The sequence below is a fragment of the Ancylobacter sp. WKF20 genome, from assembly GCF_029760895.1.
Taxonomy (GTDB): Bacteria; Pseudomonadota; Alphaproteobacteria; order Rhizobiales; family Xanthobacteraceae; genus Ancylobacter.
In genome coordinates this window covers 1436669-1447570 of sequence record NZ_CP121679.1, presented here as the reverse complement: position 1 = coordinate 1447570, position 10902 = coordinate 1436669, and the positions used below count along the sequence as shown (strand labels likewise).

At 69.1% G+C, this 10902-nt stretch carries 11 protein-coding genes; 8 read left to right on the top strand and 3 right to left on the bottom strand.

Going from position 1 to position 10902, the window contains the following annotated elements; translation table 11 throughout:
- Positions 1 to 9: 9 nt before the first annotated feature.
- Genes xth through AncyloWKF20_RS06625 form a run of 3 tightly spaced genes read right to left on the bottom strand, consistent with a single transcriptional unit; the run spans position 10 to position 1965 of the window.
- Complete coding sequence (xth, locus tag AncyloWKF20_RS06635) at positions 10 to 798, bottom strand: exodeoxyribonuclease III (RefSeq protein ID WP_279317093.1); 789 nt, start codon at positions 796 to 798, stop codon at positions 10 to 12.
- A gap of 34 nt (positions 799 to 832) precedes the next feature.
- The gene (locus AncyloWKF20_RS06630) at positions 833 to 1582 is read right to left on the bottom strand and encodes a 5'-methylthioadenosine/adenosylhomocysteine nucleosidase (protein WP_279317898.1); all 750 of its coding nucleotides are present in this window, start codon (positions 1580 to 1582) and stop codon (positions 833 to 835) included.
- A complete protein-coding gene (locus tag AncyloWKF20_RS06625; protein WP_279317092.1) occupies positions 1582 to 1965 on the bottom strand; it encodes an iron-sulfur cluster assembly accessory protein in 384 nt (127 codons plus the stop codon). The genes AncyloWKF20_RS06630 and AncyloWKF20_RS06625 overlap by 1 nt, the downstream gene beginning before the upstream one ends.
- Positions 1966 to 2057: 92 nt before the next feature.
- On the opposite strand from AncyloWKF20_RS06625, the gene AncyloWKF20_RS06620 reads away from it, so the two are divergent.
- The 8 genes from AncyloWKF20_RS06620 to AncyloWKF20_RS06585 all read left to right on the top strand — a co-directional run bounded on the left by AncyloWKF20_RS06620 (position 2058) and on the right by AncyloWKF20_RS06585 (position 10863).
- The gene (locus AncyloWKF20_RS06620) at positions 2058 to 3230 is read left to right on the top strand and encodes a deoxyguanosinetriphosphate triphosphohydrolase (protein ID WP_279317090.1); all 1173 of its coding nucleotides are present in this window, start codon (positions 2058 to 2060) and stop codon (positions 3228 to 3230) included.
- A 60-nt stretch (positions 3231 to 3290) separates the two neighbouring features.
- Entirely contained in the window at positions 3291 to 5057 is a 1767-nt protein-coding gene (gene argS, locus AncyloWKF20_RS06615) for an arginine--tRNA ligase (RefSeq protein WP_279317089.1), read from the top strand.
- Between the two features lie 120 nt (positions 5058 to 5177).
- Complete coding sequence (locus AncyloWKF20_RS06610) at positions 5178 to 6872, top strand: SPOR domain-containing protein (RefSeq protein ID WP_279317088.1); 1695 nt, start codon at positions 5178 to 5180, stop codon at positions 6870 to 6872.
- 23 nt (positions 6873 to 6895) lie between these two features.
- Entirely contained in the window at positions 6896 to 7924 is a 1029-nt protein-coding gene (gene nagZ / locus AncyloWKF20_RS06605; RefSeq protein WP_279317087.1) for a beta-N-acetylhexosaminidase, read from the top strand.
- An 18-nt stretch (positions 7925 to 7942) separates the two neighbouring features.
- Positions 7943 to 8746, top strand: a complete 804-nt coding sequence (locus AncyloWKF20_RS06600; RefSeq protein WP_279317086.1) for a ScpA family protein — start codon at positions 7943 to 7945, stop codon at positions 8744 to 8746.
- Positions 8743 to 9450 (top strand): SMC-Scp complex subunit ScpB, encoded by a 708-nt coding sequence (gene scpB / locus AncyloWKF20_RS06595; protein WP_279317085.1) that lies wholly within the window; start codon positions 8743 to 8745, stop codon positions 9448 to 9450. The genes AncyloWKF20_RS06600 and scpB overlap by 4 nt, the downstream gene beginning before the upstream one ends.
- A 39-nt stretch (positions 9451 to 9489) precedes the next feature.
- A complete protein-coding gene (locus tag AncyloWKF20_RS06590) occupies positions 9490 to 10572 on the top strand; it encodes an ABC transporter ATP-binding protein (RefSeq protein ID WP_279317897.1) in 1083 nt (360 codons plus the stop codon).
- A gap of 66 nt (positions 10573 to 10638) precedes the next feature.
- On the top strand, positions 10639 to 10863 hold the full coding sequence (locus AncyloWKF20_RS06585; RefSeq protein WP_279317084.1) for a twin-arginine translocase TatA/TatE family subunit: 225 nt from the start codon (positions 10639 to 10641) through the stop codon (positions 10861 to 10863).
- Positions 10864 to 10902: the final 39 nt, after the last annotated feature.

Genomic DNA, 10902 nt, shown 5'->3' with positions numbered 1-10902 from the left:
CGGCCTTCCTCATCCGCCGACATCGAACTCCGCCCAGACCGGCACATGGTCCGACGGCTTCTCCCAGCCGCGCACATGCTTGTCGATGCCGGCGCTTTTGAGCCGGTCGGCGGCCTGCGGCGAGAGCAGCAGATGGTCGATGCGGATGCCGTTGTTCCGCGGCCAGGCACCGGCCTGATAGTCCCAGAAGCTGTAGAGGCCGGGCTCGTCCGTGGTGGCGCGTAGCGCGTCGGTCAGGCCGAGATTGAGCAGTTCGCGGAACGAGGCGCGGGTCTGCGGCAGGAACAGCGCGTCGTTTACCCAGGCCTGCGGATGGGCGGCATCGGCCGCTTCCGGGATCACATTATAGTCGCCACAGACGATGAGCGGCTCCTCCAGCGCGAGGCGGGCGGCGACATGGTCCTTCAGCCGCGCCATCCAGCCGAGCTTGTAGGGGTATTTCTCGGTGCCGACGGGATTGCCGTTCGGCAGATAGAGCCCGCACACCCGCACCGCGCCCTGCGGCGTCGACACCACCACCTCGATGAAGCGGGACTGCACGTCGCTTTCATCGCCGGGCAGGCCGGGCGACACCTCGTCGAAGGGCAGGCGGGAGAGCACCGCGACGCCGTTGAAGCCCTTCTGGCCGTGGACGGCGACATTGTAGCCGAGCGCCTCGAACGCCTCGCGCGGGAACTGGTCGTCCTGGCACTTGATCTCCTGCAGGCACACGATATCCGGCTGGCGGTCCTTCAGCCAGGCGATCGTGTTGTCGATGCGCAGGCGGACGGAGTTGACGTTCCAGGTGGCGATGATCATCGGGGCCTGCCGGGTGGTGAATCGGAGCGCGAGCTTACAGCACTGGCAGCAGACGGCGCAGGATGAGCGCGGACGAGAGCGCGACCTCATCCACGAACTGCCGGAAATCGAAATGCGATTCGTTGCCGGCGAGGTCCGAAAGCGCACGGATGACCAGCCAGGGCACGCCGAAGGCGGCACAGGCCTGCGCCATGGCGGCGCCCTCCATCTCCACGGCGACGCCGCCCAGCTCCTCATGAAGCCGCCGGCGCAGGCTCTCGCTGTTGACGAACTGATCGCCGGTCAGCACGCGGCCGAAATGCAGGCGGGGAGGGCGCTCATCGGGGGCGGCGGAGAGCGGCGACAGAGCCATATCCGCAAGCGCCGCGCGCACCCGCTCGAGCAGCGCGGCTTCGGCGCTGTGACCGAGTTCATCCGTCGGCGCGAAGAAGGGAAGAAAGCCCGCCTGATAGACGGTGAAGCCGGTCTCCGAGGTGTAGCCGGCATCGTGCTGGATCACATGATCGGCGATCACCACGTCGCCGATCGCCAGCACGGGATCGAGCCCGCCGGCAATGCCGGAGAACACCACGACGCGGCAACCGAAGCGCTCGATCAGCAGCGTCGCGGCGATGGCGGCATTCACCTTGCCCATGCCGGCGCGGGCCAGCACCACAGGCTCGCCATCCAGCCGTCCGGCATGAAAGCGCATGCCGGCCGCCTCGATGATCTCGGCCGCAATCAGATTGTCGGCGAGATAGGCGAGCTCCTGCGGAATGGCGCAGAGCACGCCGACCGGACCCATCACAGGGCGAAGCTGGTGCCGCAGCCGCACGAGGATGTCGCGTGCGGGTTGTTGATGCGGAAGGAGGCGCCGATCAGGTCGTCGACGAAGTCGAGCTGCGAGCCCGACATGTACTCCAGCGAGACCGGGTCGATCACCACGCGGGCGGCGCCATCGGCGATCACGATGTCATCCGCGTCACGCTCGCGGGTGATGTCGAACTTGTACTGGAAGCCGGAGCACCCGCCGCCCTCCACACTGACGCGCAGCATGGCATCGCCAGGTTCGCCCTGGAGAATCTCGCTGATACGGCGAATGGCGCTGGCGGTGACACCGACGCCCGTGGCGGGGGGAGGCGAACCGGCGTTGGAGGACGCATTCGGCAGGGCGGGGCTTGCGCTCATCTCGCGGCCTTCGGGTTGAATATGATCTGGCTGGATAGTTAAGTGCTGCCGGCCCCGAGTCAAAGGGGCATCGACGCAGGGGAGATGCGCGCATGGCGGTGGCCGGAGCAGAGCCGCGCGTGGCATGGGCCTCGCGGGCGGAAGAAAGTCGCGGCCGTCTCCATGGCGAGCCGGACGGCGACGGGCGCAGCCGCTTCCGCCGCGACGCAGACCGCATCATCCATTCCTCGGCCTTTCGCCGCCTCGCTTACAAGACGCAGGTCTTCTCCTATCACGAGGGCGACCACTACCGCACGCGCCTGACCCATACGCTGGAAGTGGTGCAGGTGGCGCGTTCGCTGGCGCGCGCGCTCGGTCTCGACGAGGATCTCGCCGAGGCGCTGGCGCTGGCGCATGACCTCGGCCACCCGCCCTTCGCCCATGCCGGCGAGCGCGTGCTCGACGCTTGCATGGCCGGCTATGGCGGCTTCGACCACAACGCCCAGTCGCTGCGCGTCGTCACGAGGCTGGAGAATCGCTACCCCTCCTTTGACGGGCTGAACCTCACCTGGGAGACGCTTGAGGGCATCGTGAAGCATAATGGCCCCTTGGCCGGACCGTTGCCGCACGCCATCGAGGTTCACGCGGAGAAGCAGGATCTGTGGCTGTGGAGCTGGGCCTCGGCCGAGGCGCAGGTTGCGGCCATCTCCGACGACATCGCCTATGACGTGCACGATCTCGACGACGGCCTGCGGGCCGGCCTGTTCGACATTGAGGAATTCGCCGACCTGCCGCTGGTCGGCGACATCATCGCTCAGATCCGGGAGTGCTTTCCGGGGCTCGACCGCGCCCGCTTCATCCATGAAATCGGCCGGCGGATGATTACCGCGCTGATCGAGGATGTGGTGGGGGAAACGCGTCGCCGTGCCGCCCAGGCCGAGCCGGAGAGTGCGGATGCGGTGCGGCGCCTCGGGCGAACGCTGGTTGGCTTCTCCGGCCCGGTGGCAGAGGCCGAGCGGGCGGTGAAGGCGTTCCTCTTCCCCCGCATGTACCGCCATCCGCGCGTGATGGCGGAGATGGATGCGGCGGGCGAGGTCGTGCGGGCGCTGTTCAACCGCTACATGCAGGACGACCGGGCGCTGCCGGAGGAGTGGCGTGCCGGTGTCGCCGGCCGCACCGAGGCGGCGCGCGCCCGGCGGATCGCCGACTTCATCGCCGGCCAGACCGACCGCTATGCGCTGGCCGAGCATGCCCGTCTCTTTGACAGCGTACCTGAACTGCGGTAGCGGCAGCGGCCGTCCTTTCCGGCCCTGCGGGCCGACGCGCCGAGCCGAGAGCTGCTGCCGATGAACCTGTTCGCCATCTTCGCCGACCATGTGCGTGACGCCGTGGGCCAGCTTGCCGCCGAAGGCCGCGTGCCGGCCGGGCTCGATGTGGCGCGCGTCGTGGTCGAGCCGCCGCGCGAGGCCAGCCATGGCGATCTCGCCACCAATGCCGCGATGGTGCTGGCCAAGGAAGCGAAGATGAAGCCGCGCGACCTCGCCGAGGCGCTGGTGCCAAAGCTCGCCGCCGTGGCCGGTGTGGCGCGCGTCGAGGTGGCCGGTCCCGGCTTCATCAATATCGCGCTCGATCTGGCCTACTGGCCGCGCGTGCTGTCGGCGGCGCTGACAGCGGGCCGCGCCTTTGGCCGCTCCGAGCTGGGTGCCGGCGAGAAAATCAATGTCGAGTACGTCTCGGCCAACCCGACCGGCCCGATGCATGTCGGCCATTGCCGCGGCGCGGTGTTCGGCGATGCGCTGGCGAATCTCCTCGCCTTTGCCGGCCATGAGGTGACGCGCGAGTACTACATCAACGACGCCGGCGTGCAGGTCGACGTGCTGGCCCGCTCCGCCTTCCTGCGCTACCGCGAGGCGCTGGGCGAGGCGATCACGATTCCCGACGGCCTCTATCCCGGTGACTATCTGGTCCCGGTCGGCCATGCGCTGGTCGCCAAATACGCCAACACGCTGCTCGCCAAGCCCGAGGCCGAGTGGCTGCCGCTGGTGCGCGGTGTCGCCATCGACATGATGATGGCGATGATCCGCACCGACCTGAAGGCGCTGAACATCAGCTTCGACGTCTACTTCTCCGAGCGCACGCTGCATGCCCGTGAGGGCGGCAACGCCTCGATCATCGACCGGCTGCTCGATGAGATGCGCGCCCGCGACCTCGTCTATCAGGGGAGCCTTCCCCCGCCCAAGGGCGCGCCGGTGGAGGATTGGGAGGACCGCGAGCAGACCCTGTTCCGCGCCACCGGCTTCGGCGACGAGATCGACCGGCCGCTGGTGAAGTCGGACGGCACCTACACCTACTTCGCCGCCGACATCGCCTATCACAAGAACAAGTTCGATCGCGGCTTCAAGCAGATGATCGACGTCTGGGGCGCCGATCACGGCGGCTACATCAAGCGGATGCAGGCGGCGGTGACCGCCGCGACCGCCGGGCAGGGCGCGCTCGATGTCGAGATCTGCCAGCTCGTGCGCCTGCTGCGCAATGGCGAGCCGGTGAAGATGTCGAAGCGGGCGGGCACGTTTGTCACGCTGCGCGACGTCGTGGACGAGGTCGGTGTCGATCCCGTCCGCTTCATGATGCTCTATCGCAAGAACGACGCGGTGCTCGACTTCGATCTCGCCAAGGTGATCGAGCAGTCGCGCGACAATCCGGTGTTCTATGTCCAGTATGCCCATGCGCGGGCATCCTCGATCCTGCGCAATGCGCGCGAGGCGTTTCCGGACCTGCCGACCGAGTTGGCGGCCTTCGCGGAGGCCGAGCTCTCCCGTCTCGATGACGAAGGGGAGATCGGGCTCGCCAAGCTCATCGCCGCCTATCCTCGGCTCATCGAGCAGGCGGCGAGCGCGCGTGAGCCGCACCGGGTGGCGTTTTATCTCTACGATCTTGCCAGCGCCCTGCATGGACAGTGGAATCGCGGGAAAGACATGCCACATTTACGCTTCATTATCGAAGATGATCGAAACTTGACCTACGCGCGGCTGGCGCTTGTGCACGCGGTCGCGCTGATCATCGCTTCAGGACTTTCGATTCTTGGAGTCGATGCTCCCGAAGAAATGCGGTGAGCGAGTCGCGAAACGGGTGCTTCCTCCTGAGGTGCCCGCAGATCGCATCTGACCTGCCGCCGCCGATGTGCCGCCTCCCGGCGGGTGTGTAGCGAGACGCAGCGAACAGGTTCGGTGAACATGGCCAACGACACGACGCGTAATCGGCAGGGCGGTCCCGCTGAGGACCCGCTTGCCGAACTCGCTCGCCTGATGGGTCAGGAAGACGAATTCGCGGATCTGCTGCGTCAGGCCCAGTCCGCGCGGCCCGCGGCGCGTCCGGCTGCGCCCGCGCCGGCTAGTCCGCCCCCTGCGGCGGCGCGCCCGCCGCTGCCGCCGCGTCCAGCCTCGACCCGTCCGTCGGCCCCGCCGAGCGCCCCTCCTGCGCAGCCTCGTCCCGCCGCGCCGACTTCGTTCTCGGCGCTGGCGGCGGATGTCTTCGCCGAGACGCCGCGCCGCTCCGCCCCGCCCGCGACCCCCGCGCCGCGTTCCTCGCTCGAGGACACGGCGCGCGATCTCAACCGCTCCATGGTCCGTCCCGAGCGGGTTGTGCCGCCGGCGCCGCGCCCGCCCGAGCCGCGTGCGGAGGCTTACCCCTCCGCGCCCCGCGCCCCGCAGCCCCGTCCGCGTGACGAGGCGGCGATTGGTGACAGCGCGGCCGATGCCATTTCGCGTGCCCTGTCGCAGCCTTTCAATCTGGTCGACGATCCGGCCTATGAGGATCCCCGCGCCACGGCGCGGGCGACCCCGCGTGGCGAATCGGCTCCGCCGGCCTGGATGGCGCGTGGGGCGGCTCCGGCCCCGGCTCCCGCGCCGACAACCGCGCGCGACGTGCCGCCCGGCGACGATGCCTATGATTACGGCCGGTCGGCGGACGCCGATGAGGGCTATGACGAGGAAGAGCTCGTCGAGCAGAATTACCAGCTCGAAGGCGAGGAACGGGCCCGTTCTGGCCGCCGCCGGCTGGCGCTCGTCGCCGCCGTCGTGGCTCTCGCCGCCGTCGGCACGGTGACCGGCTATGTGCTCGTCGCCAATAAGCGCGCCAGCGTCTCCGCTTCGGGCGAAGCGCCGGTGATCCACGCCGAGCAGGGGCCGAACAAGATCGTGCCGTCCCAGCCGGCGCCGGAGGCATCGTCCGACGGCCAGAAGCTGATCTATGACCGTGTGGGCGGCAGCGCCCCGACCGGCAATGAGCGCGTCGTCTCCAGCGAAGAGCAGCCGGTCGATGTCAGCCAGGCGGCGCAGCCCCAGCCGCGTGTCATCCAGCCGGCCACCAGCCCGAGCGCGAAGACGACCGAACCCAAGCGCGTGCGCACTCTCACCGTGCGGGCCGACGGCACGATCGTCGAGGACGCGACGCCGAGCCCGGTGCCTCCCGGCACGACGGCTTCCGTCCAGTCCTCCGCGCAGCCGACAGCCACCGCCCCGGCGCCGCTGAGCACGGGTTCTGGCGCGCCGGTCTCGACCAGCCCGACGCCGCTCGCCGCGACGCCCTCCATCGTGCCGAACGCGCCCAATCCGCCGGCCCGCGTTGCCGCCGCGCCGACGCCGGCTCCGGCGGCCACCTCCGCCGCCCCGGCGCCGGCGGGTGCCTATGTGGTGCAGATCGCCTCGGTGCGCTCGGAGGCGGAAGCCCAGGCCACCTGGCGCTCGATGCAGGCGAAGTTTCCGGGCGTGCTGAACGGCCAGTCCATGGCGGTGCGTCGGGCGGACCTCGGCGACCGCGGCATTTACTACCGCGCCCAGGTCGGGTCCTTCACCAATCGTGATGATGCCAATGCCCTCTGCCAGGCGCTGCGTGTGCAGGGCGGCGACTGCATGGTCCAGCGCAACTGACCCCGAACCGAAGCAGCCGTTCCATGACCGCCACGACCGCGCCGCGCGCCTTCATCACCGGCTGCGCCGGCACGCATCTGACGGCGGAGGAAGAGACGTTCCTCCGCGAGACCAATCCCTGGGGCTTCATCCTCTTTCGCCGCAACATCGAGACGCCCGCGCAGGTTGCTGACCTCGTGGCGGCTTTTCGTGCGCTTGTCGGCCGGTCCGATGCGCCGATCCTGATCGATCAGGAAGGCGGGCGCGTGCAGCGTCTCGGCCCGCCGCACTGGCCGGTCTACCCCCCGGCGGATGTCTTTGCCCAGCTTGCCAACACCGCCAGCGAAGCCCGCGGGGCGGAGGCCGCGCGTCTCGGCGCCCGCCTGATGGCGGACGACCTTGCCGCGCTCGGCATCAATGTGGACTGCGTGCCCTGTGCCGATCTGCGCCTGCCAGAAGGCCACGGCATCATCGGTGACCGGGCCTATGGCGAGACGCCCGAGCGCGTCGCCGTGCTCGCCCGCGCCGCCGCCGAGGGGCTGATGCAGGGTGGCGTGCTGCCCGTGCTCAAGCACATTCCCGGCCATGGCCGCGCGCGCGCCGACAGCCATGAGAGCCTGCCCGTGGTCGAGACGCCGCGCGCGGAGTTGGAGGCGACGGATTTCGAGGCGTTCCGCCGGCTCGCCGATCTTCCGCTCGGCATGACCGCGCATGTGGTCTACGCGGCGATCGACCCCGACGCGCCGGCCACCACCTCTAAGCGTGTCATCGACGAGGTTATTCGCGGCTTCATCGGCTTCGATGGTGCGCTGATGAGCGATGATCTCTCCATGGGCGCGCTTGCCGGCTCGCTTGCCAGCCGCACGACAGCCTCCTTTGCGGCTGGCTGCGACCTCGTGCTCCACTGCAATGGCAAGATCGACGAGATGCGTGAGGTCGCCGCGCACACGCCCGTTGTCGCCGGAGATGCCGCCCGGCGTTGCGCAGCGGCGTTGGCGCGGGTCGCGCGCCCCACGGCGATCGAACAAACGCAGGCGCGCGTTCAATTTTCGGCTATGATCGCGGTGTCCTAACGCCAGCGCGGTCACTTCATGGAGCAAAGCCAGTTCGCTTTCGAGGCGGATGACGCCCGTTCGCCGGGCGAGCCGTCGCTCGTCGTGGATGTGGACGGCTTCGAGGGCCCGCTCGACCTGCTGCTGGCGCTCGCACGCACGCAGAAGGTGGACCTCGGCCGTATCTCGATCCTCGATCTCGCGGAGCAGTATCTCACCTTCGTCGAGGAAGCGCGGCGCATCCGGCTGGAACTCGCGGCCGATTATCTCGTCATGGCGGCGTGGCTGGCCTATCTGAAATCCCGCCTGTTGCTGCCCGAGCCGACGAAGGAAGAAGGCCCGAGCGCGGCAGATCTCGCCGCCGATCTCACCGAGCGCCTGCGCCGGCTGGAGCAGATCCGCGCGGCGGCGGCGCATCTGGCGACCCGCGACCGCATCGGTCACGAGGTGTTTGAACGCGGCGCGCCGGAGCCGCTGGAGCGCGGCGGGCCACAAACCTATGAGGCGACGCTCTACGAACTGCTCGCCGCCTATGGCGCACAGCGGCAGAAGATGGCGCTGTCGCAGGTGCGTTTCGCCCCGCGCAACGTCGTTTCTCTGGCCGAGGCACGCGAGCGGCTGGAGCGGTTGATCGGCCGCCTCGCGCTTGGCGGGGAATGGGCGCGGCTGGACGGTTTCCTGCTCAACTGGATGGCCGATCCGAAGATGCGGGCGACCGCGCTCGCCTCGGGCTTCTCCGCGAGCCTTGAGATGGTGCGCGAAGGGCTGATCGACGTGCAGCAGGAGGCACCCTTCGCCCCCATCTGGATTCGCTCACGCGCGACCGGCGGGGAGGGGGCATGAGCGCCGAGGCGGCGCGTGCGCCGCAGCCGGATCGTGAACCCCTCATCCCCGACCGTGCGCTCGGCCTGCGGCTACTGGAGGCCATGCTGTTCGCCGCTGGCGAGCCGCTGGACGAGGCGACGCTGGCCGCCCGCCTGCCGGAGGGATCCGACCTGCGCGCGCTGCTGGCGGAACTGGCGGCGGACTACGCGCCGCGCGGCGTCAATCTCGTTCGGGTCGCCGGCAAGTGGATGCTGCGCACCGCGCCCGATCTCGGCTTCCTGCTGTCGCGCGACAAGCCGGAGCCGCGCCGCCTCTCCCGCGCGGCGCTGGAGACGCTGGCGATCATCGCCTATCACCAGCCGGTGACGCGGGCGGAGATCGAGGAAATCCGTGGCGTTTCAACCAATAAGGGCACGCTCGACGTGCTGCTCGCCGCCGGCTGGGTGCGGATGCGCGGGCGCCGGCGCAGCCCCGGCCGGCCAGTGACCTATGGCACCACGGAGACCTTCCTGGTGCATTTCGGGCTCGACAGCATCCAGGATCTGCCGGGTCTGGAGGAATTGCGCGGCACCGGGCTCATTGACGCGCGCGTCTCCGCCGGCTTAACCGTGCCTCTGCCCAGTGACGATGCCGGGCTTAAGGACGACGAGGATCCGCTGGAGCCCGAGTTCGACCTCTCCTTTGCCCCGGAACCCGAGGCGGATGATGAGGACGAGGGGTAGCGGCGGTTCCTCGCACAGGAAAGGCGCCGCATGTCCCAGATGCCGGTCCGCGCGCAGGCCCGCACCCCGGTCTCGCTCGCCAATCGCCTGACGCTGGACGGGCTCCGCCACGCCTATGGCGCCTCGGAATCGGTGCGCGGCATCTCGCTCACGGTCGAGCCCGGCGAGATCCTGTGCCTGCTCGGCCCGTCGGGCTGTGGAAAGACCACGCTGCTGCGCCTCATCGCCGGCATCGAGCGGCCGAGCGCCGGCCAGATCCTGCTCGACGGCAAGGTGGTGGCGGGTCCGGGCATGTTCGTGCCGCCGGAAAAACGCAGTATTGGCCTTGTTTTTCAAGACTATGCGCTGTTCCCGCACCTGACCAATGAGCAGAACGTCGCCTTCGGTTTGCGGGCGCTCAGCGCGGCGGAGGCGAGGGCGGAGGCGTTGCGGGCGCTCGCGCGGGTGCGGCTGGAGGCGCATGCGCAGGACTATCCGCATGCGCTGTCGGGCGGCGAGCAGCAGCGCGTGGCGCTGGCCCGTGCGCTTGTGCCACGCCCCGGCATTCTCCTTATGGACGAACCCTTCTCGGGGCTGGACAGTCGCCTGCGTGGCAGTGTGCGCGCGCAAACCCTTGCGGTGCTTAGGGAAGCGCGCGCGACCTGCATCATCGTCACGCATGACCCGGAGGAGGCGATGCGGCTTGGGGACAGGATCGCGCTGATGCGCAAGGGCGAAATCGTCCAGCTCGGCACGCCCGAAGAACTCTACCGCCACCCCGCCGATCTCGCCGCCGCGCGCTTCTTCAGCGAGGTTAATGAGGTGAACAGTGTGGCCAGTCAGGGCAAGATCCACACGCCCTTCGGCGACTATCCGGCGCCCGGCCTCGCCGAGGGCAGCCCGGCGGTTGCCGCCATCCGCCCGCAGGGGGTCGATCTGCGCGCCCCCGGCACCGGGGTTCCCGGCCGGGTGATCAACCACCGATTCCTCGGCGAGCTTGATCTCTATGAGGTCGCGGTCGAGGGCCTCGATACCCCTTTGGTCGCACGCCGCCGCCCGGTTGCCGGATTACACCGTGGCCATGACGTAGGCGTGCACATCGACGCGGCCGAAGTTCTTGTCTTCGCCGCAACCGGGCCCTAGTGTCCGCTCACAATTGCGAAGCGTCGTCACCAGGGGCCGGCGGCGCCTCGGACAGGGAGTTGTAAAATGGGTTCGCTGAGCATCTGGCATTGGATCATCGTGCTGGTCGTCGTGCTCCTCCTCTTCGGCCGCGGCAAGCTGTCGGAGCTGATGGGCGACGCCGCCAAGGGCATCAAGGCCTTCAAGAAGGGCATGTCGGACGACGACGAGACGACCGCCAAGCCGGCCGAGCCGGTGCGTTCCCTCGACCACCAGTCGAGCGTTGAAGCCGAGCGGACCAAGGTCGGCTGAAGCCCGCTCGCGGGCGTTCTTGATCGGGGAGGGCCGCTG

Coding starts and splice junctions, on each gene's coding strand:
- xth (WP_279317093.1), bottom strand. CDS start 798: ATGATCATCGCCACCTGGAACGTCAACTCCGTCCGCCTGCGCATCGAC.
- AncyloWKF20_RS06630 (WP_279317898.1), bottom strand. CDS start 1,582: ATGGGTCCGGTCGGCGTGCTCTGCGCCATTCCGCAGGAGCTCGCCTAT.
- AncyloWKF20_RS06625 (WP_279317092.1), bottom strand. CDS start 1,965: ATGAGCGCAAGCCCCGCCCTGCCGAATGCGTCCTCCAACGCCGGTTCG.
- AncyloWKF20_RS06620 (WP_279317090.1), top strand. CDS start 2,058: ATGGCGGTGGCCGGAGCAGAGCCGCGCGTGGCATGGGCCTCGCGGGCG.
- argS (WP_279317089.1), top strand. CDS start 3,291: ATGAACCTGTTCGCCATCTTCGCCGACCATGTGCGTGACGCCGTGGGC.
- AncyloWKF20_RS06610 (WP_279317088.1), top strand. CDS start 5,178: ATGGCCAACGACACGACGCGTAATCGGCAGGGCGGTCCCGCTGAGGAC.
- nagZ (WP_279317087.1), top strand. CDS start 6,896: ATGACCGCCACGACCGCGCCGCGCGCCTTCATCACCGGCTGCGCCGGC.
- AncyloWKF20_RS06600 (WP_279317086.1), top strand. CDS start 7,943: ATGGAGCAAAGCCAGTTCGCTTTCGAGGCGGATGACGCCCGTTCGCCG.
- scpB (WP_279317085.1), top strand. CDS start 8,743: ATGAGCGCCGAGGCGGCGCGTGCGCCGCAGCCGGATCGTGAACCCCTC.
- AncyloWKF20_RS06590 (WP_279317897.1), top strand. CDS start 9,490: ATGCCGGTCCGCGCGCAGGCCCGCACCCCGGTCTCGCTCGCCAATCGC.
- AncyloWKF20_RS06585 (WP_279317084.1), top strand. CDS start 10,639: ATGGGTTCGCTGAGCATCTGGCATTGGATCATCGTGCTGGTCGTCGTG.